This is a genomic window from Bradyrhizobium vignae, from assembly GCF_900324035.1.
GTDB lineage: Bacteria > Pseudomonadota > Alphaproteobacteria > Rhizobiales > Xanthobacteraceae > Bradyrhizobium > Bradyrhizobium vignae.
In genome coordinates, this window is record NZ_LS398110.1 from 3,740,879 (window position 1) to 3,765,658 (window position 24,780).

The following is a 24,780-nucleotide window of genomic DNA, read 5'->3' on the forward strand; positions in this document are numbered from 1 at the left end:
GGGCACGCTTCGCTTTGCCCACCCTACTGCACCGTTCGTGGTGCTACGCCGCCCGTGCATCGTACGCGTACATGAAATCCATGCCTTTGGCGCCCAGCGGCAGCAGCCATTTCAGCATCTGATTGCGCATCCACGCGCCGATGGCGCTGAACTCGCGCTTGCTGTTGCCGTTGCGGCGGGCCATCGCGACGATCTTCTCGGTGCGTGGGCGGCGCTCGGCCTCGAAGGCCTGGAAGATGGCGCCGAGCTCCTGGCCTTCCTGCATCAAGCGCGCGAGCCGCATCGCGTCCTCGAGCGCCAGCGAGGCGCCCTGGCCGGCATGTGGGCTGGTTGCGTGCGCGGCATCGCCGATCAAGAGCGAACGCTTGCGCGACCAGGCCGGCAGGGTCGCGACGTCGAGCGTGTCGGTGACCACGATGTTCTCGGCCGCTTCGATGATAGCGGGGATCGGATCGTGCCAGCCGCGATGGAAGCCGCGCAGATGCTGCTTCAGCGTCGCGTGATCGAGCGCGCGGAACATCGCCCATGCCACATGCGGGCTGAGTACTCCACCACATCACGCCGTCGGTCGGATCCGGGCTGCAATAGCCGTAGCCGAAGAATCCGCTCTGGCCGAACGTCGTCTCGACGCGCCGGCCGATCGGCCTGCCGTCGAGCACGGCGTGCGGCACGAAGCCGCCGAAGCCGATCAGGCCGGTGTCGAACGGCTGCGGCCCGTCAGGCACGACCTGGCGGCGCACGACCGAGTGGACGCCGTCTGCGCCGATCAGGAAATCGCCTTCGGCGGTGGTGCCGTCAGCGAAATAGGCGATGATCGGCTGATCGCCACGATCCTCGATCTTGATCAGGCGTTTCTCGAAATGGAGTGAGACGCAGGCGCACCAGGCCTTGTCGATCAGGATCTCGTTCAGCGTGGCACGGGAGATGTTGACGGCCGGCTGGCCGAAGCGCCGCGCCAAGTCGCGGTTGATCGAGCCCAGCTTCTCGCCGCCCTGCGAATAGAAGTCGAAGGACTCCGCCACCGAGCCACGGCTGATCAGCTCGTTCGAAAGGCCGATCTCGTCCATCACATGCATGCCGTTCGGGGCGATCTGGAGGCCGCCGCCGATGCCTTTCGAATAGGGCCAAGCCTCGTAGATCGCGGATTCGATACCGGCGCGGCGCAGCAGGATGGCGGCAACGGGCCCGGCGATACCGGCGCCGATGATCAGGGCCTTGCGGGGACGGTTGGACATGGCTTGCTCCCGACGTTTCCATGGTGCTAGGAGAAATCACGGTCGCTAAATCTCTTAGCGACTAAGATATATATCTAGTAAGAGAAGGGGCCGGCCTTGTCAAGGACGAAGGCGCGCGCGGCGCTGTTGCAGGAGCTCGAGGCGGCGATGCGCAGGTCGTCTGCGCAGGGCGTGCTCTACGGCCAGACCGTTGCCAACGTTGCCGGAATTGCCAATTCCGACCTGGAATGCATGGACATCCTCTATCTCGAGGGACGCGTCACCGCGGGCCGGCTCGCCGAGGTCACGGGCCTCACGACGGGCGCAATCACGGGCGTTGTCGACCGGCTCGAAAAGGCAGGGCTGGTGCGCCGCGAGCGCGACGAGAAAGATCGTCGCAAGGTCTTCATCGCCGTCGTGCCGGAGACGATCGCAAAGCTCGGCCAGTTCTACGTGCCGATGCAGCAGGCGATGGAGAAGGTCTGCAACGGCTATTCCGATGATGAGCTGCGCCTGCTGTTGCGCTTTTGCAACGAGGGCTACAAGGCAGTGCTCGCGGCAACAGAGGCGCTCAAGCGCCTGATCGATACGCCACCGGAGAAGCGTCCCGATCTCAAGTTGAAGAAGCGTCCCCGCCAGTCCTAGTCTTGTAGACCTGCGCAGCCGCGATCATGCCCCACATCGCGCCCAGCATCATCCAGAAATGCCGCCAGTGGTCGGTATCGATCACGAAGCTTTCGCCGACCGTGCCGAGGAATGCGGAAAACACCGCGAGGTAGGCGCGCTGCCAGGGCACAGGGATGAAGATGTGGCGAAAGCCCATGATGACGGTGGTGAAGACCAGCGCGGGATAGCACACGCCGGAAAGCCAGCCGCCGGACATGAAGGCATTCAGGTAGGAGTTGTGGGTGTCCTCGGGGAAGTAGCGATGGAATTGCAAAGGACCGATGCCGAACGGCAGGTCGAGCGCCATCTCCGCGCCGAGGATGTGCCGGCCGAACCGGCCGAAGCGGCCTTCGTCATAGCTCTGGTCGAAGCTCGCGCGCTGCTTGAACATCTCGGCGGTGGAATCGAACGACAGCAGCACCGCGATCAGCGCCAGCCCCAGCACCGCGGCGACGATCGCCATGATGATGATCCGCGAGCGCTGCGCATTGGTGCGGCTGGTCAGCACCATCAGCGCCAGCATGAAGGCGGAGGTCAGCACCAGCCCGCCCCAGGCGGCGCGGGAGAACGCGAGCAGGATCGCCAGAGACATGATGCCGAAGGCGATGACGTTGCGGAACGCCTTGGCCAGCTTGTCCGAGACCACGCTCTGCAGGGCGAACAGCGCCGGCAGGATCAGGAAGGCGCCGAGCACGTTGGGGTCCTTGAACGTGCCGCGCGCGCGTCCGTAGAGCGTCAGCAGGTCGTTGCCGCCGGGAACCAGGTGGAAGTAGCCGGCGACGGCTAGCAGCGAGGCGACCATCGCGCCGACCACGAGGCCGCGGCGGAGCATGTCGAGTCGGGCCGCCGTGTCCTCCGAGGAGACCATGGCGAAGAACACCACGGTCACCGCCATGTACCAGGAGGTTGCGATCCAGCTCACCACCTCCGCCTGCGCGAACAGCGGGATCGCGCTGATGGTGTAGCCGACATTGAGGAGGACCAGCATCAACACCAGCGGCATCAGCACCAGTCTCAGGCGCAGGCCGGTGGCGAAGAAGGTGACGGTCGCGAGCAGCGTCGCGATCTCGTAGGGGCTGGGCTCGATGAAGACGATGGCGCCGCAGGCACCGACCAGCCACACCAGCGCGCGCTGCAGCGCCAGCACGCCCGGAGCAGCTGGTGCGGCTACGTTCATTCCACCGGCCGTCACGGCATACGTCATCGCACGCTCATACGCTTACGCAACTCTTACGCTACAAGCACTGCTGTCATCGCCCGGCTTGACCGGGCGATCCAGTACTCCGTGACGCGCATAGTAGGAAACGACTGGCGCTGCGGAGTACTGGATGCCCCGGTCAAGCCGGGGCATGACGAAAAATCAATACGCGTTCTCGCTCTTTGTCAGCAGCGAGATCGGCGTCTTCAGGAGAATGTAGAGATCGAGCAGCACCGACCAGTTCTCGATGTAATAGAGGTCGAACTCGACGCGCTTCTGGATCTTCTCTTCGTTATCGATCTCGCCGCGCCAACCGTTGATCTGAGCCCAGCCGGTGATGCCGGGCTTGACGCGGTGGCGGGCGAAATAGCCGTCGACGGCCTCGTCAAACAGGCGGTTCTGGAGCTTGCCCTGCACCGCATGCGGCCGCGGGCCGACCAGGGAGAGATTGCCCGAGAAGACCACGTTGAAGAGCTGCGGCAGCTCGTCCAGGCTGGTCTTGCGGATGAAGCGGCCGACGCGGGTGACGCGCGGATCGTTCTTGGTCACGACCTTCGACGCGGTCGGATCGGCCTGATGGTGGTACATCGAACGGAATTTGTAGACGTCGATGCGCTCGTTGTTGAAGCCGAAGCGCTTCTGGCGGAACAGCACCGGGCCCTGGCTGTCGAGCTTCACCGCCAGCGCCACCAGTCCCATCACCGGCAGGGCGGCGAGCAGCGCGAGACTGCCGACGACGCGGTCGAACAGCCACTTCATCACCAGGTCCCAGTCGGTGATCGGCGCTTCGAACACGTCGAGCGTCGGCACCTCGCCGAGATAGGAATAGGAGCGGGGACGGAACCGCAGCTTGTTGGTGTGGGCGGAGAGGCGGATGTCGACCGGCAGCACCCAGAGCTTCTTGAGTATCTCCAGGATGCGCGTCTCCGCCGAGATCGGCAGCGCGAACAGCACGAGATCGACGCGGGTGCGACGGGCGAACTCGACGATGTCGTCGACCTTGCCGAGCTTGCGCGCGCCGGCGCAGGTGTCGAGCGCGCGGCTGTCGTTGCGGTCATCGAACACGCCGAGCACGTGGATGTCGGAATCCTCCTGCGCCTTCAGCGCCTCGACCAACTGCTCGCCGTTGCTGTCGGAGCCGACGATGATGGTGCGGCGGTCGAGCCGGCCCTGGCGCGCCCAGCCGCGCACCAGCGTGCGCAGCACCAGACGCTCGGCCATCAGCGCGGCGAGTCCGAGGAAGTAGAAGGCGGCCAGCCACAGCCGCGAGATTTCGCTGCCGTATTTGGCGAAGAAGGAAATGCCGATGAAGAGCAGGAAGACGAACGACCACGACGAGATCATCCGCGTCATCTGCCGCAGTTGGCCGCGGAACAGCTGCACCTGATAGATGTCGGCGGCCTGGAAGCAGACCACGGCGGCGATGGCGACGGCGACGACCTCGGCCGGATAAATCCAGCTGAAGGCGCCGGAGAGCGGCATGACATAGCCGACATAGAGCGCGATGCCGACGAGGCTCAGCAGCACGAAATCGGCAAGGCGGACGAAGCCGGCGATCACGATCGGCGAATAGGCGCGGGCGACCTTCTGGTTGACGACTTCGAGCGCCGCAGGCGAGAGCCGGCGACGGCGCTCCACAAAGGGCTGGTCGGCAGGCTTTGCCGCAGCGCTGGTCGCGGCATCGAGCATCGAGCGTGCGTTGAGCGGTTCCACGGGCGTCCACGTCCATTCCAAAAGCAAGCGGCGCGGCCTCGCGCGGCCGGGCAAGTATCCCCTGGCGCTTCGACTATCGAACAAATCGGAAGATTTTCTAAAGCTGGCTTAAGGATGGTTAATGGTTGACAAATGCGTCGCGATAGCCGGCAAGCACGCCCTCGACCATCGCGGCTTGCGAGAAATGCGCCGAGATGCGCTCGCGCAAGGACGCCGCGCGCTGCGCTGTCGTTTGCGGATCGTCCAGTGCGGCGGCGATCGCCTCCGCCATGGCTTCGGGATTGCTCGGCTCGAACAGAGCGGGGCTGTCGGCGCCGAAGATCTCGGGAATGCCGCCGATTTTCGATGCGATCATCGGGATGCCGGCGGCGCCGGCCTCGATCACGACATAGGGCATGGAATCGCCGCGAGAGGGAACGACCAGCAGCCGCCCCTTGGAGAAGCCGTAGCGCGCCTTGACGTGACCGATGAAGCGGATGGATCCGGTGAGGCCGAGCCTCTCGACCTGCGCTTTCAGCGCCGCCGTCTCCTCGCCGTCGCCGCCGAGCGTCAGCGTGACCTTCTTGCCGCCTTCATGCAGACGTGCCACCGCATCGACCAGCAGGTCGGCGCCCTTGATGTGCCGGAACTCGCCGACATAGCAGAGGTCGGTCGCATCCTCGGCAGCGATGACGGGCTCGAACTCCTCGGGCGTGACACCGTTGAAGACGCAATGGACCACGCCCTTGGGTGTGCCGACGATGCGCTGATAGGTGTCGCGGGCGAACGCGCTCTCGAACAGGAACAGGTCGGTCGCATCCATCAGCGCGCGCTCGAGCCGTGCGTAGAATTCGCCCTTGAGGGTGTTGAGCGGATAATGCAGCGAGCCGCCATGCGGGGTGTAGATGCGGATGGTGTCGTCGGTGCGCCGCCGCATGCGGATGAAGGCGCCGGCCTTGGCGCCGTGGCCATGCATCACGTCGGGCTTGAGCTTCGCGATCAGGCGTCGCATCCGCAGCCACACCATGACGTCATCGGGTGACGGCTCGCGGCGGATCGCCATGCGGTGCACGCCGAGCTTCAGCCGCGGCGCGAGCTCGGCCAGCGCCTTGTCGGCGCGCTCGCCGCCGGTGAGGCTATCGGCGAGGATGCCGACATGATGGCCGCAATCGACCTGGCCGTTGGCGACGTCGAGGATGTGGCGGAAGATGCCGCCGACCGGAGCACGCACGGCGTGCAGGATGCGAAGCGGCCGGTCGGGAGAGGGAGGCATGATCCAAAACCAGCTCGACGGCGACAGCCGAACAATTCTCACGAAATAAACGAGAGGGATTAAGGGCCCTCGTGGTTAACAAATGGTGACCAGTGCGCGCGTGCGAGGCGCGCGATATCGCGATTAACCCAGCGGCAACCTTAATGGAGTGTAATCGCCCGGGTTGAAGTAGAGTCGCAGCATTGCCCTGCGGGAGTGTTCGATGCGTTTAGCGTTCTGGCGTGCCGGCAAGAACAAGGCAGTGATCGAGCGGGCTGTCTCGAAGTTCAAGCCCGCGGACGCGCCCAAGATCAACTCGAAGGTCGAAGCCGGGGTCGAAGCAGAGCCTGCACCCGTCGTCGCGAAGCCGGCGCAAGTCGAATCCGGCGACATCGACCTGCACGCGCTCGGCGCGGCATTGGCGCGCAAGCGCGGCTGGATCATCGTGCCAACGGTGCTGGCGCTCGTTGCGTCCCTCGCTGTCGTCAATCTCGTCACGCCGCGCTACAAGTCCGAAGCCCGCATCCTGATCGACGGCCGCGAGAACGTGTTCCTGCGCCCGAACAGCGATCGCACCGAGGAGCGGCAGGCGCTCGACGCCGAGGCCGTCACCAGTCAGGTGCAGCTGGTGCTGTCGCGCGATCTCGCGCGCGAGATCATCAAGAAGAACAAGCTTGCGGAGCGGCCCGAATTCGATCCTGTGCTGCAAGGCATCTCACCTCTGAAGTCGCTGGCCGCGCTCATCGGTATCGGCCGCGATCCGTTCGCGATGACGCCGGAAGAGCGCGTGCTCGATGCCTATTACGAACGCCTCCAGGCCTACGCGGTCGACAAGTCGCGCGTGATCGTGGTCGAATTCCAGTCCGCCGATCCCGAGCTTGCTGCCCGTGTCGCCAATTCGATCGCCGACGGCTATCTCGTGCTGCAGCAGGGCGTACGCCAGGAGCAGGCCAAGAACGCCAGCCAATGGCTGGCCGGCGAGATCGAGAACTTGCGCAAGAAGGTGTCCGAGGCCGAGGCCAGGGTCGAGGACTTCCGCTCCAAGTCCAGCCTGTTCGTCGGCACCAACAACACCACGCTGTCGAACCAGCAGATGGGCGAGGTCAACACCCAGCTCAACAATGCGCGCTCGATGAAGGCCGACGCGGAGTCCAAGGCTCGGTTGATCCGCGAGATGCTCCAGAGCGGCAAGCCGATCGAGGCATCCGAGGTCGTGAACTCCGAATTGATGCGCCGCCTCTCGGAGCAGAGGGTGACATTGCGAGCGCAGCTCGCCGAACAGTCGTCCACACTGCTCGGCAATCACCCGCGGATCAAGGAGCTGAAGGCGCAGCTTGGCGACCTCGACAATCAGATTCGTGACGAAGCGGCGAAGATCTCGCGCTCGCTCGAGAACGACGCCCGGATCGCCAGCGGCAGAGTCGATGGCCTGACCGTGAGCCTGGAGCAGCTCAAGAAGCAGGCGGCCTCGACCAACGGCCAGGACGTCCAGCTTCGCGCGCTGGAGCGCGAGGCCAAGGCGCAGCGCGACCTGCTCGAGACCTATCTCGCCAAGTACCGCGAGGCCAATACCCGCGAAACCATCGACGCTGCGCCGACGGATGGCCGCATCATCTCGCGCGCCATTGTCTCCAACACGCCGGCCTCTCCGAAGAAGCTGCCGATCGTGCTGATCGCGACCATCGCAACGCTATTGCTGTCGTCCGGCGTCGTCGTCACCGGTGAGCTGCTGCGCCAGACCGCGCCGCGCGCGGCGGCGGTTGGACCGGCGCAGGCGCAGGCGCGTCAAGAGCCGCTGGTCGTTCAGCGGGCCGTCGAGCCTGTCGTCGACAGGGGCAACGATCCGGTGATCGATCCGGCTCTGGCAGATCCCGCGCCGCTGCAGCCGGCGATGGCGACCGACATCGACGTCAGCGAATTCGCCGAGATCGAACGTCTGGCGGACAGGTTGCTCGCCGCGGGCGCTGCGGCCAGGAAGGTCACGGTGCTCGGTACCGCGCCCGGCGAAGCCATCACGCTATCGACGTTGACGCTGGCCCGGCACCTCTCGCGCGATGCGCGCGTCGCCGTCGTCGATCTCGCCGCGTCCTCGCCGACCGTTGCCGCGGTATCCGTCGATGCGTCGGCTCCGGGCCTTGCCGAACTGATGCAGGGGGAGGCCTCCTTCGCGCAAATCATCACCCGCGACAAGCTCTCGCGGCTGCATCTGGTCATGGCCGGCCGTCCCGGCTTCGACCGCAGCCTGCTGCAATCACCGCGCGTGGCGCTCGCGATCGACGCGTTGCTGCGCGCCTACGATCACGTGCTGATCGACGCCGGCAGCGCCTCCGACCTTCCGGCCGAACTGCTGACGGCGCATGCCCGTGCCGTCGTGGTGCCCGACGCCTCAATGGCACCGGATGCGCGCACGCAGATGTGCGAGCAGCTGAGAGCAGTCGGCTTCAGCGAGGTGACGATGCTGAGCAAGCCGGTGCAGGCCTCGGATGCGGTCGAAGCGCCACGCGTGGTGGCGGCGTAACCTCTCTTTCCTCTTCCCTTGCCACAAGGGGAGAAGGGAAGGCAGCCGTGCAAGCGGAAAGAGCTACCCGAACGCCTGCCGCAGCCGGCGGGCCATGTCGAACAGCATCTGGTTCTGCTTCACCAGCCGCTTGCCGCGGTTGAATGAGGACATCGCCATCGCCGCGAGTTTTCCGCGCGGCGTCAATGGAACAAAGTTGTCGAAGATCTCCTCGTCGTCCTTGCAGAACATCCGTTTGTAGTCGTCCGAACCGATGCCGAGGTCGAGCGAGCGGTAGCCACGTTCGCCGTAGCGGTCGATGATGTAACGCATCAGGATCAGGCCCGGGCTGTAGCGGGCGTGCTCGGACATCGTGTAGGTGTTGAACATCATCGAGAAGCGCGCCCCATCGGCGACGCCGGCGAAGATAGCGATCACCTCGTCATCGCATTCCAGCGCGTGGATGTCGATGACGTGCCCTTCACCGCGCGGCGCAAGGCAGGCGCTGCGGACGAACTGTTCGACGCCGGGCTCGGCGAAGACGTTCGGAAGCTTTTGCTCTGCCATCCGCACCGGCTTGACGCGGAAGAACCAGTCGAGCAGGCGGGTGATGTCTTCGTCCGACGTGGCGAGGTGATAGCGATAACCGGTGAGGGACTGGAGCTTCTTTTCCTTGCTCTTGAGGCGGCGGCGGAGGGAATTGCTGATCCGCGATTCCTTCGGCCCGCCCGGCTCCATCAGCAGCCGCGGACAGCCGTTGACCGCGCCTTGTCGCGGCAGAGCTGCAAATGGGTTCTGCTGGTCATGCCAGCGCTCGGGCTGCTGCATCAGCGCGAGCACGTCGACATGCTCACGCAGCGGCGCAAACAGCGCGTCGAGATCGGCGAGGCCGGCCTGCGCTGCGAACTCGGCGTTCCACAGGCCCATATTGAAGGTCGTGTGCTTGCCGCCCATGAAGCAGGCCGTGCGCACGCCGTGGCTCTGGCGCAGCGAGAGCGGCAGCAGGGTGAGCGGCCGGCGATCGGCGTCGCGGGCGATCACGATGAGCGGCCGGGCGCCTTCACGGGCGCCGACCAGTCGCTGCCACGGGCTGAGCAGGTCGAAGCGCTGATATGGCGTGAAGAGCTGGCCGCTCGCCTCGAAGGCACGCCAGACCGCCTCGGCCTCGGCGAGATCGGTGACGATATCGACCTGCGCGATACGGCTCGCTTTCGACCGCGCAGGTGCTTCTGCCGTCCGGCTTTGCATCGCCGCAGCCATGGTCATTCGCGAAACCTGTCGAGCAATCGAAAATACGCAATTCGGCCTGTGGCCGACCTTTGCAAACAAAGGTCAACAAAGGGTAATGACAATGGGAGAGGGACGGACCGCCGGCACGCACGAAGGGTGGGATTTTGGCTTTCGACGACAGATGGCTGGAACGGCTGCGCCTCGAGCTGACCTGGTTCAGCGGTCAGGCGGCGCTGCGCAGTCGTGGTGCCGGCGCCATCCTGCGCTTTATGCATGTGCGGCCGCGGCGGCGCGGATTTCAGCCGCTGCGCGCGAACGAGATCACGCCGCAGTTCCTCGACCGCGCCATCCGCGCGCTGAAGCGGTGGAAGTATGATTTCCTCGGCATGGACGAGGTCTGCCGGCGTGCCGTGATGCTGCCGGAGAAGCGGCGCTTCGTGGCGCTGACCTTCGACGGCGCCAACAAGGATGCCATCAACTTCGCCTATCCGGTGCTGGCACGTCACGACGTGCCCTTCACGATCTATGTGCCGACCGCCTTTCCCGATGGCGTCGGCGAGGCCTGGTGGCTCGGGCTCGAGCGGGTGATCGCGCGCGAGAGCCGCATCAGCCTGATGATGGGTGAGAAGGAGCAGCGCTTCACCGTCACCGACAATGCCCGGAAGCGGGCGCTGTTTTCGTATCTGGAGAGCTGGCTTCGCTCGCTGCCGCCGGCGGATTTGTCGGTCGCGATCGCCGATCTCTGCACGCGCTACCGCATCGACCTCGCTGCGCTCTCGCGCGAGGCGTCGATGGACTGGGAAGACCTCGCGAAGCTTGCTGCCGATCCGCAGGTGACGATCGGCAGCGCCACCGTCAACTATCCCGTTCTCGCCAACATGAAGGATGCCGCGGCGCTGCGCGAGATGGCGATGGGCAAAGCGGTCGCGGAATCGGCTTTCCGCCGCGACATCCGGCATTTCGCCTTTCCGTTTGGCGACCGCTCCTCGTTTCGGCGCAGCCACGTTGTGATGGCGGAGGAGGCCGGCTTTGCCAGCGCGGTGTCGACGATCCCGGGCATCGTGGAGGCGGAAGGGCGCACCAATCTGCGCGCGCTGCCGCGCATTTCCTGGGACGGACGGGTGCGCTCGCTGCGGGTGATGCGCGTGCTGGTGTCGGGTGTTGCCTTTGCGCCGGTGAAGCCGACCGGCAGCACTACGGGCAAGGCCTAACGAGCGGACTTGACCCGGTCGGGACGCTGCATCCAGCTCACGATCGGCATCGCCGGCAGCACCCAGCCCATGCCCACCACGACATAGTAGATCGCCTGCCGCCAGCCGGACTCCGCGATCCACGGCATCTGCGCCGCCGCCATGCCGAGCAGGGCCCAGACCGTGGCCAGCATCAGGAGCAGGATGGCGCCGAGGAACTTGCGGGTGCGGATCGTCATGGCGGAATGTCGCGGTCTTTCGCGTAACTTGCGCTGCGGGAGCGGGGGACTATAAGGGGCACGCGTTCCGGTTCAAGTCTGTTGGTTGCAAGGGTTGGTTTGTCCCTGAAATGACGACGATTTCCGCTCCAATCAACCCGCATCGCGCCGTGCGCTGGTGGCTGATCTCCGTGGCCGCGCTGATCGCGCTGATGGTGCTGGTCGGCGGCGCGACGCGGCTGACGGAATCCGGCCTGTCGATCGTCGAATGGAAGCCGGTCACGGGCAGTGTTCCGCCGCTGTCGGAAGCGCAGTGGACCGAGGCGTTCGAGGCCTACAAGAAGATCCCGCAATATCGCGAGCTCAATGCGGGCATGAGCCTGTCCGAGTTCAAGGAGATCTTCTGGTGGGAGTGGAGCCACCGGCTGCTCGGGCGCTTCATCGGCGTCGCCTATCTCTTGCCGTTCCTGTTCTTCCTGTGGCGCGGCGGCCTGTCCGGTGAATTGAAGCGGCGGCTATGGCTGCTGTTCGCCCTCGGCGGTCTGCAGGGTGCGGTCGGCTGGTGGATGGTTGCCTCGGGCCTGAGCGAGCGGGTCGAGGTCTCGCAATATCGGCTGGCGACGCATCTGCTGCTGGCGCTGCTGATCTTCGCCGGGATCGTCTGGACGGTGCGGCGGCTCAAGGAGCGGCCGCAAATCACAGCATCGGCTCGGCTGAGGTTCACGAGCGCGCTGCTGCTCGTCGTGACCTTCGTGCAGATCTATTTCGGTGCGCTGGTCGCGGGCCTGCGCGCGGGGCGCGCCTATAACACCTGGCCCGAGATCGACGGCGCGTTCATTCCATCGGCCGAGCGGCTGTGGTTCGAGACGCCGTGGTGGCGCAACATGTTCGACAATGTGCTGACCGTGCAGTTCGAGCACCGCATGACGGCTTATGCGCTGTTCGTGCTGGCGGCCTTGCATGCGATCGACGCGCTGCGATCGCGCGCAGGGGCGGCAGCGAGCGGTGCGCTGTGGCTGCTTGCGGCGGTGAGCCTGCAGGCGGTGCTCGGCATCCTCACGCTGCTCAACCAGGTTCCGATCGGACTGGCGCTCGCGCACCAGGCAGTGGCGATACTGGTGCTCACACTTGCGGTGATGCAGGTTGAACGGCTCGCGTCAGGACGGTCTGCGGAGACGCAGCCGCGTGCGGTCCCGGTCAGCCAGCCCAGCTGATCCGATCAGCAGTAGCCGTAGACGCCGCACGCATAGGGCAGGCGCCAGAAATAATCGACCTGCTTCCCGCCGTAATACGGGCCCTGGTAATCGTAGCTCCAGGGCCGGCCGTAATAGCCCGGCAAGGTGTTGGATCCCGGCAAGAGCGGCGTGCCCGGCAGGTTGCGGATGTAGCTGCCGATGCCATAGGCCGGCGAGATCAGCGCATCCGGATCGGTCTCGACGTAGACCTGTGGCGGATCCTGCGGCGGCACGGCTGCGCGCCGCTTTGGGCTGGCCGGCAGATCGGCGGCGAGCGCGCTTGAAACGGTCAGCATCGCCGCAAGGGCAGGCACCATCCAGCGCAGCATCGTCGGCTCCGAATCAAAGGGGCGATCCAAGGACGATTTATGCGGCAGATACGGTTAATGACTGTTAACCGACGGTCGCCGAAGCGACCGTCATTCCGGGGCAGTGCGAAGCAGCGAACCCGGAAATCTCGAGCGGACCTGACAATATCGAGGTTCCGGGTTCGGTGCTTCGCCACCGCCCCGGAACGACAGCGAGCTTAAGCCCCCAGCGCCTGTTCCAAATCGGCGATCAGGTCTTCCTTATCCTCGATGCCGATCGAGAGCCGCACCACGTCGGGACCGGCACCGGACTTGGTCTTGGCGGCGTCGTCGAGCTGGCTGTGCGTGGTCGAGGCGGGGTGGATCACCAGCGAGCGGGTGTCGCCGACATTGGCGAGGTGCGAGAACAACTGCAGTTTCGACACCAGGCTGACGCCGGCGTCATAGCCGCCCTTCAGGCTGAAGGTGAATACTGCGCCCGCGCCCTTCGGCGCATATTTGCGCGCGAGCTGGTTGTACTTGTCGTTCGGCAGGCCGGCATAGCTGACCGAGGCCACCGCCGGATGTCCCACGAGGAATTCGGCGACGGCCTTGGCATTGTCGCAGTGCTTCTGCATGCGCAACGGCAGCGTCTCGATGCCGGTGAGGATCATGAAGGCGTTGAACGGCGACAGAGCCGGGCCGAGATCGCGCAGGCCGAGCACGCGGCAGGCGATCGCGAAGGCGAAGTTGCCAAAGGTCTCCTGTAGGCGGATGCCGTGATATTCCGGCCGCGGCTCCGACAGCATCGGATATTTGCCGCCGGTCGACCAATCGAAGGTGCCGGCATCGACGATGATGCCGCCGAGCGAATTGCCGTGGCCGCCCAGAAATTTCGTCAGCGAGTGCACGACGATGTCGGCGCCATGGTCGATCGGACGGATCAGATAGGGCGAGGCCAGGGTATTATCGACGATCAGCGGCACTCCCGCCTTGCGCGCCACCGTCGAGATCGCTTCGATATCGGTGATGCTGCCGGCGGGGTTGGCGATCGATTCGATGAAGATCGCCTTCGTGCGCGGCGTTACCGCGCGCTCGAAGCTCGCAATGTCGTCGGGATCGGCCCACACCACGTTCCAGCCAAAGCTCTTGAATGCATGCGTGAACTGGTTGATAGAGCCGCCATAGAGTTTTCGCGCGGCGATGAACTCGTCGCCGGGCTGCAGCAATTGCTGTAGCACCACGACCTGCGCGGCGTGGCCGGAAGCGACCGCGAGCGCAGCCGTGCCGCCTTCGAGTGCGGCGACGCGCTCTTCCAACACGGCATTGGTCGGATTGCCGATCCGCGTATAGATGTTGCCGAACGCCTGCAAACCGAACAGCGAGGCGGCGTGGTCGGCATCGTTGAAGACGAAAGAAGTCGTTTGATAAATCGGAGTCGCGCGCGCGCCGGTGGTGGGGTCGGGCTGTGCACCGGCATGCACGGCGAGGGTCGAAAATCCCGGAAGGCGATCGCTCATATAAGGCGTCCTGTTCTCGTGGTCTGAAATCGCGCGGCATGCTGATGGGCGGGGCGCTCGCCGTCAAGGCGCCGCTTCACATCGGAACGATCTTGCTACGCATTGTCGCGTTCGCGAGATGAATCCTTCGCGGATTGCGTCAGCTCTGCTCGGTCTTGCTTTTCGCGGCGCGATCCGATGCTGCCGTGTTGCCGCCCCCGACGCTCATCCGATTGAGGGACAGCCGCATGCCCTGTGTCGGTGCCGGCGCGCGCTTGGAGCTGAGCGTGCGCGAGTTCACGCCCATCCAGGAGATCTCCGACGACAAGCGGCCATATTCGATCTTCGGGCAGCGGTTCATGACCACCTTGATGCCGACCGACTCCGCCTTTGCCGCCGCCGCATCGTCGCGCGCGCCGAGCTGCATCCAGATCACCTTCGGCAGCGGGTCCAGCGTGAGAGCTTCCTCGACCACGGGCATGATGTGGCTGGAGTTGCGGAATATGTCGATCATGTCGATGGGGCGGCCGATATCCGACAGCGAGGCGACGAAAGGCTTGCCGAGCAGGTCCTTGCCGACATGGCCGGGATTGACGGGAATCATGTCGTAGCCGCGCTGCGCCAGATATTTGAACGCGAAATAGCTCGGCCGCACGTTGACAGGCGAGGCGCCGACCATCGCGATCGATTTCACGCTGTTGAGGATGCCGCGGATGTAATTGTCGGGATAGGCGTCGTGGTTCATGTCATCCTTCATTCGTCATTCCGGGCGGCTCGAAGAGCCGACCCGGAATCTCGAGATTCTCACGTGCGCAATTGCGCACCATAGTTCGATGCTTCGCATCGCCCCGACGGCACAAGAGATACAGTTACTCATCCCGCCATGTCGGCGCGCGCTTCTCGATGAAAGCGCCGATGCCTTCCTCGGCGTCGCGCGCCATCATGTTCTCGGTCATGACCTCCGCCGCATAGCGATACGCATCTGCAAGGCTCATCTCGGCCTGGCGATAGAACGCCTCCTTGCCGAGCTTGACGGTGTACGCGGATTTCAGCGCAACCTGTTGCGCCAACGCGATCGCGGCCTCGCGTTCGGTACCCGCGGCGACCACGCGATTGACGAGGCCGATCTCGCGGGCGCGCGCGGCCGGAATCGGCTCACCGGTCAGCAGCATCTCCATCGCCTGCTTGCGCGGCACGTTGCGCGACAGCGCCACCATCGGCGTCGAGCAGAACAGGCCGATGTCGACGCCGGGAGTGGCGAAGCTCGCCGCTTCCGAGGCGATCGCCAGATCGCAGCTTGCCACGAGCTGGCAGCCCGCCGCGGTGGCGATGCCTTGGACGGCAGCGACCACGGGCTTGGGCAGGCGCACAATCGCCTGCATCATGGCGCTGCACGCCGTCATGATCTGCGCAAAATAAGCCCGGCCGCGATCCGGATCGGTGCGGCGCGCGGTCAGCTCCTTCATGTCGTGGCCGGCGGAAAAAGCCGGCCCGTTGGCTGCGATGACGGCCGCACGGATGTGCCTGTCTTCCGCGATCGCATTGAGGCTCGCATGCAGCTGTCCGATCATCGCCTCCGAAAGGCTGTTGCGCGCGGCTGGTCGGTTCAGCGTGAGCACGGCGACACTGCCGACGATCTCGCGCAGCAGGATCGGCGGTTGCGGGGAGGGGGCGCGGGCAGCCTGGACGGACATTGACGCGATTTCCGCTAAATGATTGCAATTGGATGACACCAATAACTTAATGTAACAGGGCAAGCGAAGCGAGGGTGGGGAACGACATGGCGTCAGCGAAAATGAGCGTAGTGGAGCTCGAGCAGTTCCTCCGTGACGAGTTTCCCCAGGCCTTCAGCGGTGACGACATCACGATCGAGAGCGCGGACGGCCAGACCAGCCTTTTGCGCCAGCGCTACAGCGAAAGGATGCTGCGGCCGGGTGGAACCGTGTCCGGCCCGACGCTGATGGCGCTCGCGGATTTCGCGATGTACGTGGTGCTGCTGTCCGCGATCGGGCCGATCGGGCTCGCGGTCACGATCAATCTCAACATCAACTTCCTGCGCAAGGGCCAGCCAGGCCAGGACGTGCTGGCCGAGGCTCGGCTGCTCAAGCTCGGCAAGCGCCTGGCAGTTGGGGAGGTGAACCTCCTGTCGGGCACATCCGCCGACCCGATCGCCCATGTCACCTCCACCTATTCCATTCCAAATGTTTGAGGTTTTTGCAGGTAACATAGCACCATATTTTCAAGATATTGATTTCGTTGTTATAATTTCCATCTCAGGGCATTGACCGTTGCGCCTGTCTTCTCTAGAAACCCGCGCAGTCCGGTGCGGTGTTCGCGCCGATGTCTCCCTCACGGAAATTCTGACATGAAAACCTTTTCGGCAAAGCCGGCCGAGGTGACGAAGAAGTGGGTGCTGATCGACGCCAAGGGTCTGGTCGTCGGCCGTCTCGCCACCATCGTCGCCATGCGGCTCCGCGGCAAGCACCTCCCGACCTATACCCCGCACGTTGATTGCGGCGACAACGTCATCATCATCAACGCGCAGCATGCGGTCCTCACCGGCCGCAAGCGCGAGCAGAAGACCTACTACAAGCACACCGGTTACGTCGGCCACGTCAAGGAGCGCACCGCGCGCCAGATCCTCGAGGGTCGTCATCCCGAGCGCGTGCTCGAAAAGGCCGTCGAGCGTATGATTCCGCGTGGTCCGCTCGGTCGCGTGCAGATGGGCAACCTCCGCGTCTACGGCGGGCCGGATCATCCGCATGAGGCGCAGCAGCCCGAGAAGATCGACATCGCCAAGTTGAACCGCAAGAACACGAGGGCCGCATAACATGGCCGAATCCATCCAGTCGCTCGACCAGCTCTCGCAGCTCAAGACGGCGGCCGCGCCCGAAGCGCCCAAGCACGAGAAGAAGGTCGACAAGTTCAACCGCGCCTATGCCACCGGCAAGCGCAAGGACGCGGTCGCCCGCGTCTGGATCAAGCCGGGCGCCGGCAAGGTCACCGTCAACTCGCGCGAGGTCGAGGTCTATTTCGCCCGTCCCGTGCTGCGCATGATGATCGAGCAGCCGTTCTCCGTGGCCCAGCGTTCGGGCCAGTACGACGTGATCTGCACCGTCGCCGGCGGCGGCCTGTCCGGCCAGGCCGGCGCGGTCCGTCACGGCATCTCCAAGGCGCTCACCTATTTCGAGCCGGAACTGCGCTCTGTGCTCAAGAAGGGCGGCTTCCTCACCCGCGACTCCCGCGTGGTCGAGCGCAAGAAGTACGGCAAGGCCAAGGCTCGCCGGTCCTTCCAGTTCTCGAAGCGTTAATCGCTTCTGTCGCATTTGCCGCGAAAGCGGCTTCAATGAGATGCAAAAGGGCGCCGATTTCAGCGCCCTTTTTGTTGTTCGTTTGTATGCAAATTGATGGCGTGTTTCCCGAAAACTTAGGGATCCGCGAAAACCTGAATGGAACCCGCGGGACATAGCGTCGCACTTGGAAGGGCGCGCAAATCGGATGTGCCGATCGCGTAACTGCTATGTTCTAGAGGGGGCCGACATGATGTCGCTCGATAGCATCACGCTCTATTTGGTCGCCACCATGGTCGCCGCACTGCTCGGCGCCATGATGGTGTTTTTCGGCAGGCAGGAGAACAGCCCGGCGCTGAAATGGTGGGGCACCGCCTATCTCCTCGGTGCTGCCTCGGTCGCGCTGTGGACCGCAGCAGGCGACAGGCTGGGCGCCCATCTTTACCTTGCGCTGAATGCCGTCGGCTTCGTCGCCTGCGGCATGGTGTGGAACGCGGCGCGCGTCTTCCACGGCCGCAAGCCGAACTGGCCCGGCCTCGTGCTCGGCGCGCTCGCCTGGGTCACTGCCGCGACGCTGCTCGATCCCACAGCATCGATGCTGCGCATGCTCGTCGGTGCCGGCATCGTCTCGGTCTATGCGGCGCTGACCGCGAGCGAGCTCTGGACCGAACGGCGCAAGAGCCTGCAACGACGCTGGCCGGCCTTCATGATGCCGGCGATGCATGGCTGCGTGTTGATGCTGCCGATCCTGATCGGCAGTTTCCTGCGTCCGCACGATGCCGGCTTCTCCTCGAGCATCTGGGTCACCGTATTCGCGGTCGAGCTCATACTCTATGCCGTCGGAACCGTGTTCGTGATCTTCATGCTGGTGTCGGAACGCACCGTCACCGCGCATCGGACCGCCGCGTCGACCGATCCGCTGACCGGCATGCTCAACCGGCGCGGCTTCTCGGAAGCCTGTGCGCGCGTGATCGAGCGCGAGGCCAAGGCCGGACGGCCGGTGACCGTGATGATCTTCGACATCGACCACTTCAAGTCGATCAACGACCGCTTCGGCCATCCCGCCGGTGACGAGATGCTGAAACTGTTCTCCACTGTCGTGATCAGCAACTTGCGCATCTCCGACCTCTCGGGCCGCATCGGCGGCGAGGAGTTTGCGGCTCTGTTGCCGTGCTCGTTGGAGGAGGGCGTGCTCGTCGCCGAGCGCGTGCGCGAGGCATTCGAGACCTCCGGCGTCGTGGTCGATGAAGGCCCGGTGGACACCACTGTCAGCATCGGCGTCGCGGGCGGTCCGGCCGGTACCGAGCTGGAGGTGCTGCTGGCCTCGGCCGACACCGCGCTCTACCAGGCCAAGCGCGGCGGCCGTAACCGTGTCGAGGCGGCGGAGGAACTGCCACTGTCGCTGGAGAACTGGCGCCGCCAGAGCGCCGCGCGAACCGGTCCATCGCAGGCGCGTCCGGCCACCGCCTGAACGGCGGCGTCTTGCGGTAATCCTCTGTTTACCGTTCGATCCCATATCATTCCGGTATGGAATCGATCCGCCGACGGAATCCGCAAGTCACCCTGATGTCGCTCGAAGCCGCTGCGGCCTCGGCACGCGGCGGTTTCGCCTGTCTGTTCTCGACCGCGGATGAATACGAGAAGGCGCTGATCACCGAACGCCGCGCGCAGGGCCGCTACGCGCACAGGCGCAGCTACTGGCCGCTCGCGCTGTTCGTCGGTTGTGCACTGATCGTCGCGGGCACGGTCCTGCTGTTCGCCCGATAGGCCTGCATTTCCAGGCCGGGCGGGGCGCCGTTTCGGCGCCTTTTTCTTTGTCGCTGTCTGCGGTAGACACGGCCATCAACAAAAGGGTGGAAACCGATGATCACCGAGATCGCGCAAATCGACGTCAAGCCGGGCAGCGAGAAGGACTTTGAGGCGGCCGTCGCCAAGGCCAAGGCCGCCTTCGGCCGCGCCAAGGGCTTTCACGGTTTCGAGCTGCACAAGTCGATGGAGAAGCCGCAGCGCTACCGGCTGATGGTAAAATGGGCGACGCTGGAGAACCACACCGTCGATTTCCGCGGCTCGGAGAATTTCACCGAATGGCGCGGCCTGGTCGGGCAGTATTTTGCCGCAGCCCCGGAGGTCGAGCACACCGAGACCGTGCTCACCACGTAAAGCGGGTCAGGCTGCCTCCGCCAGGGGCGGCGCCTCATACGTCTTGAAATGGTCGATCATGACCTTGGCGATCGCGACCAGCGGCAGCGCCAGCGCGAGGCCCCAGATGCCGAACACGACGCCGAGCAGGATCTGGAACGCGAACAGCGTAGCCGGCGGGATGTCCAGCGCCTGCCGCTGCAGGATCGGTGTCAGCACGTAGCTTTCCATGGCATGCACGCCCATGAAGAGGAGGAAGGCCGATAGTGCCGGAATCCAGCCCGAGGCGAGGCTTGCCAGCACCACGACGACGCCGGCGATGATGGCGCCGACGGTGGGGATGAAGGCGAGCAGGCCCGCCTGGATTCCCAGGATGAACGCGCCGGGGATGCCGATGACGGCAAGGCCGATCCAGGTCACGACACCGACCGCAATCATGACGACGATCTGGGCGATCAGCCAGCGCTCCAGCGTCTCAGCTATGCGGTCGATGATCAGAGCGACGCGCGTGCGGTGCCTCGCCGGCGCCAGGAACAGCAGGCCGTCATGATAGACGCTGGGCTGGGCGGCGAAGGCAAGGCCCAGGAACAGCACGATGAAGATGTTGCCCACGCCGTGAATGGTGCCGAGCAGCAGCTTGAGGGTCTGGCTCACGATCGCCCCGCCACTGGAAGCGAGCGCGCCGGCGCCGGGCAAGGGCCCACGCGAGGGCGCCGCCGGCGCGGGTGTCGCGTCCGACGATGGGGTGGCCGAGGCGTCCGAGGCGGTGCTGCCGAGATCGAAGAAGCTGGTGTCGATGCCGTGGTTCTCGAGGAACGACCTGACATTGGTGATCTGCGACTTGATGGTCTTGCTCAGCACCGAGGCCTGTTCGGCAATCGTGGCGCCGCCGAGATAGGCGATGCCTGCGAGGAGCAAAGCGAGCGCGACACAGACGATGGCAAGTCGGAACGTGTGAGGGAGGTTGACCCGGCGGCCGAGCGCATTGACCAGCGCGTTGAGGCCGAGGCCGAGCAGCATGCCGGTGAAGATCAGCAGCAGGGTGGCCGCAAAATACCAGGTGAAGGCGAGCAGGGCGGTGAACAGTACGACGCCGATGCCTCCGACGGAAATCGCCCAGGCCTGATCCCGAGCCAGGTCGCTGCGGGCACGCGGGCGGTCATCTCTGGGAATCGTCACATCAGATCCTTTTCGAGCGAGGCGGCGCCAGCGCACTCTTTCGCGAAATCCTGCCGGGGATCAAGCGGCGTGCGCCGGCTTGGCGCGCCTCGTCGTTGCTGCGGGCCTCTGGCCCTCTTCGCGAGCGATCGGAGTAGCCGTCGCCCGGCCTGCCCAGGGCTCGCCGGGCCGGCCATTTGCGCGAAAATAGCATTGCCGTCCCGCGATCCCTTCTGTTGAATTTGTTCCATCCGGAGGGCATGTTTGGAGAATCTTCTTACCAGGAGGCGCGGAACGACAGATGAGAAAGCCGGTCGTCGGCGTGATCGGGAATTCCTATCGCGTCGAAAATCGATTTCAGGTCCAGATGGTCGGCGAGCGAAACCTGCGCGCCGTGGCCGAAGTCTCCGGTGGCTTGCCGCTGATGTTCGCGGGCTCCCCTGACATCACCGATATCGTGGCGCTGCTCGATACCGTGGACGGCATCATCCTCACCGGCGCCCGCGCCAACGTGCACCCGACCCGATTCAACGTTGATCCGTGCGAGAAGCACGAGCCCTATGACATCCACCGCGACGAGGTCGCGCTAGCCCTTTCGGTCGCCTGTGTCGCCCGCGGCATCCCGCTGTTCGGCATCTGTCGCGGCCTGCAGGAGATGAACGTCGCCTTCGGCGGGTCGCTGCACCCCGAGATCCGCGAGCTCCCCGGCCGGATGAACCACCGCATGCCCCGGCTCGAGAACGGCGAGATCCATCCCGATCCCACCGTGGTGTTCGCCGACCGTCACGACGTCGATCTGACGCCCGGCGGCGCCTTCGCAAAAATTCTCGGTTGCGAGAGGATCAGGGTCAATTCGCTGCACGGCCAGGGCATCCTCGATCCCGGCAAGCGCGTGCTGATCGAGGGCGTCGCCGAGGACGGCACCATCGAGGCGATCCGCATTGCCGAGGCCCCGACCTTTGCGCTCGGCGTGCAATGGCATGCGGAGTACGACCCGCAGCACAACCCGATCAACCGCAAGCTATTCGAGGCCTTTGGCGAAGCGCTGGTGACGCGGCAGAAGGCGGCGGCGTAGCTCACGCTCCCGATCAATAGCGGGCGGTCACGGCCCCGGGCAGCGGATTGAAGTGATAGTTCACGCCCAACTTGAACAGATGCAGATCCTGCGTGATCCAGCTGTTGGCGGCGGCCCCTGCCGCGGGGAAGCCGGTTTGATTGAAACTGCCGCTCTGGCTCGTATGCTGGTTGATCATGCGGATGAAGTCGTACTCGCCCTTGAGCGACCAGTTGCCGGCAAGCGCGTATTCGAGTCCCGCGCCGATCACGCCGCCTGAGTGCACTATCTTCCCCTGAACCGCCATGCTCTGGCTGACGGCCCCGAAGGATGCCGCACCATTGAACGCGTGGCTCTCATTGGCGATGGCGACACCCGCCTTGCCATAGACGAGCAGGCGATCGCCGACGACGAAGCCGGCACGGCCGCTGGCGATGGCAAGCCAGTCGATCGAGGTGCTCAGATCATTCGTGGCCGCGGCGCCGAACAGCGGAAACGCAGAGGACCGGCTGCCCTGGATGCCGGTCCACATCCATTCACCTTCGACGCCGAAGACCAGCGCGCCGGACTGCACGTTGACGCCGCCATCAAAACCGGCGAGCCACCCGCTTGTATCGAAGCTGCCACTGCCCGGCAGAGGCGAGGGGTCCTGATGGCGCGACTCGCGACCAAGACCATAACCGGCCTGCACGCCGACAAAGCCGCCGGTCCAGTTCGTGCCGGATGCCGTCTTGACCGGCGGATATTTGGGATCGGCCGCGACCTCACCAGGTCGGTAATTCGCCCCCAGCTTGATCAGGTGGATGGAATCCTGCGCAATCGGGACATCTCCCGCGACCGGAGTCGTCACGCCGGCAGACGTGGTGCTGCCGCTCATGCCAACCTGCCGGGTGCCGAAATGCAGGTAATCGTATTCAGCCTTGACCGACCAGTTTCCTCCCAACGCGTATTCCGCTCCAAATCCGATCAGCGGCGCCCAGCGATACTCTCGTCCGCTGAGGCTGGTGGAAAATGCACCGAAGCCGAAATCGCCCGCGGCGTTGCTGGTGTGCGTTTCCCAGGCACCGGCAAGTCCGAACTTGGTGAAGGCGAACCAGCGATCGGCGGCGAGCCCCGCGCGACCGGCGACCGTGGTCAACGCGTCAATCCTCGAGGTGGTGGTGCTGGTCACGTCGCCGAAGAACGGGAAGCCGAGCCGCAGCCTCTGCGATCCGCGGATGTTCGCCCATGAGCCGTCCAGTTCAAGGCCAAAAACGAAATTTGCAATCTGCTTGTTGATGCCGATTTGAGCGCCGGCGAGCACGCCGTTCGCAGCATAATCGACGGTCGGTTCGCGGGGGTCGTTAATCCACCAATCGTTCATGCCGCCGCCATAGCCGACATGCACGCCGACATAGACGCCGCTCCAATCGACGATTGGAGGCGGAAGCGCAGCCGCTTTGACAGGAAGGTCTGCGGCGGATGCCGCCTGCGTCAATGCCAGACCAAGTGTAGCAGCCGAAATGATTTTTTCCGTGATTGCCATTGAGCCCTCTGCAACCGGCGCGCAATTTCGAGCAACATCAGGGAGCTATAGCGGGAGTGCGGCGCGTTCGGCTTGGGGCACGCGCTACACCGACTTGGACTGATCGACACAAGTCTGACGATTGCCATCCAGTGTGATCGCCTTGCCACATCGGCAGGCGCGTCGGTCCGGAGCCCGCGTCGCATCATGCAGCGCCAGCGCATCCGAATTGGAGGCTGCATGAAAGTCCTTTGAACGCTGCGCCATTTCCTGCGACAAAAGGACCGCCGGGCGATCTTGCTGTTAGATCTTGCTGTTACGGAGCGGTGCGTTGGATAGTGGCGACGAATTGATCGTATTGGAGCTGTCGAGCTCCGCCTTTGCCGAGCGCGACAGGATCGAAGCCTTTCATCAGATCTACGGCCGTGAAATTCTCAAGCTGGAGATCGAGCCGTTGCCCGACGCGGCGCTTCAGATCGACATGAAGCTGCGGGCGTTGCCTGGGATGTCCGTCGCGGCCGCGACCGTTTCTCCGATTTTCTGTCGCCACACCGAAGCGATGATCGACAACGACGATCCCGTGATTGTGTTCAACCTCGATGGTGCGGCCATCCACAATCAAAATGGCCACGAGACGCATCTCGGTCCGGGGGAGGCGGCCCTGACCACGAATGGATTGCCGGGAACCGCGACCAACTACACGACGAGGCGCGTGGTCACTTGGCGGATCAGCCGCGCGCTGATTGCGCCCCTGGTCAGCAACTTCGATGACGCCATCGGCAGACCGCTCGACAAACAGAATCCAGCGCTGTCGCTCTTTCTGGATTATCTCGGCATCGTCAATGAGAGACAGACGCTCGCGAACGCCGCAATGCGGCGGGCCGTCGTGAACCACATGCTCGATCTCGGCGCCCTGTTGCTGGGCGCCACGCCGGATGCCGCCGAGATGGCGCACACGCGCGGCCTTGCAGCCGCCAGAATGCGGAGCATCAAAGCCCACATCCGCGCGCAGTCCGGCAATCCCGGGCTGAGTCTGGACTCTGTGGCTGCCAAGCAGGGCATTTCGAAATCCTATGTCCGACGGCTGTTCGAGACCGAAGGTACGAGCTTTACCGAGTTTGTCCTCAACCAGCGGCTCGCCTCTGCCTACAAGTTGCTGACGGATGTCGGCCTCGCAGGCCGCTCGATCAGCGACATCGCGCACCGGTCCGGCTTCAACGACATCTCATATTTCAATCGGACCTTTCGTCGTGTCTACGGCGCGTCCCCGTCGGAGATCCGTGCCTGCAAGTAAGCTACGGACGGATCGGCCGCTTGCTCCACCAGGATTTCCAAACTGGAATTGCATCCCGATGATGGGCAACACGGTCGCTGCCGAAGACCAGCTCCGCCGCGCTTGCGACGGCAAGGCCGGCGACGATTGCGCCATCTGTCCAATGCGCAATCGAAATCTCGCA

23 protein-coding genes and 1 pseudogene are annotated in these 24,780 nt (G+C 64.5%); 12 read left to right on the top strand and 12 right to left on the bottom strand.

What is annotated here, in order from left to right; all coding sequences use genetic code 11:
* Positions 1–43: 43 nt before the first annotated feature.
* Positions 44–1,235 (bottom strand): annotated as a pseudogene (locus tag BRAD3257_RS41965) (FAD-dependent oxidoreductase).
* 147 nt (positions 1,236–1,382) lie between these two features.
* On the opposite strand from BRAD3257_RS41965, the gene BRAD3257_RS18230 reads away from it, so the two are divergent.
* On the top strand, positions 1,383–1,859 hold the full coding sequence (locus BRAD3257_RS18230) for a MarR family transcriptional regulator (RefSeq protein ID WP_162500587.1): 477 nt from the start codon (positions 1,383–1,385) through the stop codon (positions 1,857–1,859).
* On the opposite strand, the gene BRAD3257_RS18235 is transcribed toward BRAD3257_RS18230, so the two are convergent.
* The 3 genes from BRAD3257_RS18235 to BRAD3257_RS18245 form a co-directional block, all read right to left on the bottom strand.
* Positions 1,828–3,084 (bottom strand): O-antigen ligase family protein, encoded by a 1,257-nt coding sequence (locus tag BRAD3257_RS18235; RefSeq protein ID WP_122402959.1) that lies wholly within the window; start codon positions 3,082–3,084, stop codon positions 1,828–1,830. The genes BRAD3257_RS18230 and BRAD3257_RS18235 overlap by 32 nt on opposite strands.
* A gap of 156 nt (positions 3,085–3,240) precedes the next feature.
* The gene (locus tag BRAD3257_RS18240) at positions 3,241–4,791 is read right to left on the bottom strand and encodes an undecaprenyl-phosphate glucose phosphotransferase (RefSeq protein WP_122402960.1); all 1,551 of its coding nucleotides are present in this window, start codon (positions 4,789–4,791) and stop codon (positions 3,241–3,243) included.
* A 118-nt stretch (positions 4,792–4,909) separates the two neighbouring features.
* Positions 4,910–6,043 (bottom strand): glycosyltransferase family 4 protein, encoded by a 1,134-nt coding sequence (locus BRAD3257_RS18245; protein ID WP_122402961.1) that lies wholly within the window; start codon positions 6,041–6,043, stop codon positions 4,910–4,912.
* Between the two features lie 202 nt (positions 6,044–6,245).
* On the opposite strand from BRAD3257_RS18245, the gene BRAD3257_RS18250 reads away from it, so the two are divergent.
* Positions 6,246–8,540 (top strand): GumC family protein, encoded by a 2,295-nt coding sequence (locus BRAD3257_RS18250; protein WP_122402962.1) that lies wholly within the window; start codon positions 6,246–6,248, stop codon positions 8,538–8,540.
* 63 nt (positions 8,541–8,603) lie between these two features.
* Here the strand turns inward: BRAD3257_RS18250 and BRAD3257_RS18255 are convergent, their stop codons facing one another.
* Positions 8,604–9,785, bottom strand: a complete 1,182-nt coding sequence (locus tag BRAD3257_RS18255; protein WP_122402963.1) for a GNAT family N-acetyltransferase — start codon at positions 9,783–9,785, stop codon at positions 8,604–8,606.
* 128 nt (positions 9,786–9,913) lie between these two features.
* On the opposite strand from BRAD3257_RS18255, the gene BRAD3257_RS18260 reads away from it, so the two are divergent.
* On the top strand, positions 9,914–10,960 hold the full coding sequence (locus tag BRAD3257_RS18260; RefSeq protein WP_122402964.1) for a polysaccharide deacetylase family protein: 1,047 nt from the start codon (positions 9,914–9,916) through the stop codon (positions 10,958–10,960).
* Here the strand turns inward: BRAD3257_RS18260 and BRAD3257_RS18265 are convergent.
* The gene (locus BRAD3257_RS18265; protein WP_122402965.1) at positions 10,957–11,178 is read right to left on the bottom strand and encodes a DUF2842 domain-containing protein; all 222 of its coding nucleotides are present in this window, start codon (positions 11,176–11,178) and stop codon (positions 10,957–10,959) included. The two genes, BRAD3257_RS18260 and BRAD3257_RS18265, sit on opposite strands and share 4 nt — an antisense overlap.
* A gap of 110 nt (positions 11,179–11,288) precedes the next feature.
* On the opposite strand from BRAD3257_RS18265, the gene BRAD3257_RS18270 reads away from it, so the two are divergent.
* Positions 11,289–12,371: a COX15/CtaA family protein gene (locus tag BRAD3257_RS18270; RefSeq protein WP_122402966.1), complete on the top strand. Its 1,083-nt coding sequence runs from the start codon at positions 11,289–11,291 to the stop codon at positions 12,369–12,371.
* Between the two features lie 5 nt (positions 12,372–12,376).
* On the opposite strand, the gene BRAD3257_RS18275 is transcribed toward BRAD3257_RS18270, so the two are convergent.
* From BRAD3257_RS18275 to BRAD3257_RS18290, 4 genes are all read right to left on the bottom strand, one after another.
* Positions 12,377–12,721 (bottom strand): hypothetical protein, encoded by a 345-nt coding sequence (locus BRAD3257_RS18275; protein ID WP_122406631.1) that lies wholly within the window; start codon positions 12,719–12,721, stop codon positions 12,377–12,379.
* A 197-nt stretch (positions 12,722–12,918) separates the two neighbouring features.
* Positions 12,919–14,199 carry an O-acetylhomoserine aminocarboxypropyltransferase gene (locus tag BRAD3257_RS18280; RefSeq protein WP_122402967.1) on the bottom strand — a complete coding sequence of 427 codons (1,281 nt, stop codon included), beginning with the start codon at positions 14,197–14,199 and terminating at the stop codon, positions 12,919–12,921.
* A 139-nt stretch (positions 14,200–14,338) separates the two neighbouring features.
* Positions 14,339–14,923 (bottom strand): CoA-binding protein, encoded by a 585-nt coding sequence (locus BRAD3257_RS18285; protein WP_122406632.1) that lies wholly within the window; start codon positions 14,921–14,923, stop codon positions 14,339–14,341.
* Positions 14,924–15,047: 124 nt separating this feature from the next.
* Positions 15,048–15,872, bottom strand: coding sequence for an enoyl-CoA hydratase (locus tag BRAD3257_RS18290; protein ID WP_162500250.1), 825 nt, complete (start codon positions 15,870–15,872; stop codon positions 15,048–15,050).
* A gap of 86 nt (positions 15,873–15,958) precedes the next feature.
* Here BRAD3257_RS18290 and BRAD3257_RS18295 point away from each other — a divergent pair, with 86 nt between their 5' ends.
* From BRAD3257_RS18295 to BRAD3257_RS18320, 6 genes are all read left to right on the top strand, one after another.
* Positions 15,959–16,387, top strand: a complete 429-nt coding sequence (locus BRAD3257_RS18295; protein ID WP_122402969.1) for a PaaI family thioesterase — start codon at positions 15,959–15,961, stop codon at positions 16,385–16,387.
* 156 nt (positions 16,388–16,543) lie between these two features.
* A complete protein-coding gene (rplM, locus tag BRAD3257_RS18300) occupies positions 16,544–17,008 on the top strand; it encodes a 50S ribosomal protein L13 (protein ID WP_027576505.1) in 465 nt (154 codons plus the stop codon).
* Between the two features lies 1 nt (position 17,009).
* Positions 17,010–17,489 carry a 30S ribosomal protein S9 gene (rpsI, locus tag BRAD3257_RS18305; RefSeq protein WP_018642439.1) on the top strand — a complete coding sequence of 160 codons (480 nt, stop codon included), beginning with the start codon at positions 17,010–17,012 and terminating at the stop codon, positions 17,487–17,489.
* 229 nt (positions 17,490–17,718) lie between these two features.
* Positions 17,719–18,939 (top strand): GGDEF domain-containing protein, encoded by a 1,221-nt coding sequence (locus tag BRAD3257_RS18310; RefSeq protein ID WP_122402970.1) that lies wholly within the window; start codon positions 17,719–17,721, stop codon positions 18,937–18,939.
* A 56-nt stretch (positions 18,940–18,995) separates the two neighbouring features.
* Positions 18,996–19,235, top strand: a complete 240-nt coding sequence (locus BRAD3257_RS18315) for a hypothetical protein (protein WP_122402971.1) — start codon at positions 18,996–18,998, stop codon at positions 19,233–19,235.
* Between the two features lie 96 nt (positions 19,236–19,331).
* On the top strand, positions 19,332–19,628 hold the full coding sequence (locus tag BRAD3257_RS18320; protein WP_122402972.1) for an antibiotic biosynthesis monooxygenase family protein: 297 nt from the start codon (positions 19,332–19,334) through the stop codon (positions 19,626–19,628).
* Positions 19,629–19,634: 6 nt separating this feature from the next.
* Here BRAD3257_RS18320 and BRAD3257_RS18325 read toward each other — a convergent pair whose 3' ends face one another.
* Complete coding sequence (locus tag BRAD3257_RS18325) at positions 19,635–20,786, bottom strand: AI-2E family transporter (RefSeq protein WP_122402973.1); 1,152 nt, start codon at positions 20,784–20,786, stop codon at positions 19,635–19,637.
* A gap of 280 nt (positions 20,787–21,066) precedes the next feature.
* Between BRAD3257_RS18325 and BRAD3257_RS18335 the strand changes: the two genes are divergently transcribed.
* Positions 21,067–21,840, top strand: coding sequence for a gamma-glutamyl-gamma-aminobutyrate hydrolase family protein (locus tag BRAD3257_RS18335; RefSeq protein WP_122402975.1), 774 nt, complete (start codon positions 21,067–21,069; stop codon positions 21,838–21,840).
* 13 nt (positions 21,841–21,853) lie between these two features.
* Here the strand turns inward: BRAD3257_RS18335 and BRAD3257_RS18340 are convergent, their stop codons facing one another.
* Positions 21,854–23,344 carry an outer membrane protein gene (locus BRAD3257_RS18340; protein WP_122402976.1) on the bottom strand — a complete coding sequence of 497 codons (1,491 nt, stop codon included), beginning with the start codon at positions 23,342–23,344 and terminating at the stop codon, positions 21,854–21,856.
* Positions 23,345–23,654: 310 nt separating this feature from the next.
* Here BRAD3257_RS18340 and BRAD3257_RS18345 point away from each other — a divergent pair, with 310 nt between their 5' ends.
* Positions 23,655–24,617, top strand: a complete 963-nt coding sequence (locus BRAD3257_RS18345; protein WP_129144927.1) for an AraC family transcriptional regulator — start codon at positions 23,655–23,657, stop codon at positions 24,615–24,617.
* The last annotated feature ends 163 nt before the right edge of the window (positions 24,618–24,780 follow it).

What these genes read in the sequence shown, in the direction of transcription:
- BRAD3257_RS18230 (WP_162500587.1), top strand. Translation starts at nt 1,383, where the DNA reads ATGCGCAGGTCGTCTGCGCAGGGCGTGCTCTACGGCCAGACCGTTGCC.
- BRAD3257_RS18235 (WP_122402959.1), bottom strand. Translation starts at nt 3,084, where the DNA reads ATGACGTATGCCGTGACGGCCGGTGGAATGAACGTAGCCGCACCAGCT.
- BRAD3257_RS18245 (WP_122402961.1), bottom strand. Translation starts at nt 6,043, where the DNA reads ATGCCTCCCTCTCCCGACCGGCCGCTTCGCATCCTGCACGCCGTGCGT.
- BRAD3257_RS18250 (WP_122402962.1), top strand. Translation starts at nt 6,246, where the DNA reads ATGCGTTTAGCGTTCTGGCGTGCCGGCAAGAACAAGGCAGTGATCGAG.
- BRAD3257_RS18255 (WP_122402963.1), bottom strand. Translation starts at nt 9,785, where the DNA reads ATGACCATGGCTGCGGCGATGCAAAGCCGGACGGCAGAAGCACCTGCG.
- BRAD3257_RS18265 (WP_122402965.1), bottom strand. Translation starts at nt 11,178, where the DNA reads ATGACGATCCGCACCCGCAAGTTCCTCGGCGCCATCCTGCTCCTGATG.
- BRAD3257_RS18270 (WP_122402966.1), top strand. Translation starts at nt 11,289, where the DNA reads ATGACGACGATTTCCGCTCCAATCAACCCGCATCGCGCCGTGCGCTGG.
- BRAD3257_RS18275 (WP_122406631.1), bottom strand. Translation starts at nt 12,721, where the DNA reads ATGCTGCGCTGGATGGTGCCTGCCCTTGCGGCGATGCTGACCGTTTCA.
- BRAD3257_RS18280 (WP_122402967.1), bottom strand. Translation starts at nt 14,199, where the DNA reads ATGAGCGATCGCCTTCCGGGATTTTCGACCCTCGCCGTGCATGCCGGT.
- BRAD3257_RS18285 (WP_122406632.1), bottom strand. Translation starts at nt 14,923, where the DNA reads ATGAACCACGACGCCTATCCCGACAATTACATCCGCGGCATCCTCAAC.
- BRAD3257_RS18290 (WP_162500250.1), bottom strand. Translation starts at nt 15,872, where the DNA reads ATGTCCGTCCAGGCTGCCCGCGCCCCCTCCCCGCAACCGCCGATCCTG.
- BRAD3257_RS18295 (WP_122402969.1), top strand. Translation starts at nt 15,959, where the DNA reads ATGGCGTCAGCGAAAATGAGCGTAGTGGAGCTCGAGCAGTTCCTCCGT.
- rplM (WP_027576505.1), top strand. Translation starts at nt 16,544, where the DNA reads ATGAAAACCTTTTCGGCAAAGCCGGCCGAGGTGACGAAGAAGTGGGTG.
- rpsI (WP_018642439.1), top strand. Translation starts at nt 17,010, where the DNA reads ATGGCCGAATCCATCCAGTCGCTCGACCAGCTCTCGCAGCTCAAGACG.
- BRAD3257_RS18310 (WP_122402970.1), top strand. Translation starts at nt 17,719, where the DNA reads ATGATGTCGCTCGATAGCATCACGCTCTATTTGGTCGCCACCATGGTC.
- BRAD3257_RS18315 (WP_122402971.1), top strand. Translation starts at nt 18,996, where the DNA reads ATGGAATCGATCCGCCGACGGAATCCGCAAGTCACCCTGATGTCGCTC.
- BRAD3257_RS18320 (WP_122402972.1), top strand. Translation starts at nt 19,332, where the DNA reads ATGATCACCGAGATCGCGCAAATCGACGTCAAGCCGGGCAGCGAGAAG.
- BRAD3257_RS18335 (WP_122402975.1), top strand. Translation starts at nt 21,067, where the DNA reads ATGAGAAAGCCGGTCGTCGGCGTGATCGGGAATTCCTATCGCGTCGAA.
- BRAD3257_RS18340 (WP_122402976.1), bottom strand. Translation starts at nt 23,344, where the DNA reads ATGGCAATCACGGAAAAAATCATTTCGGCTGCTACACTTGGTCTGGCA.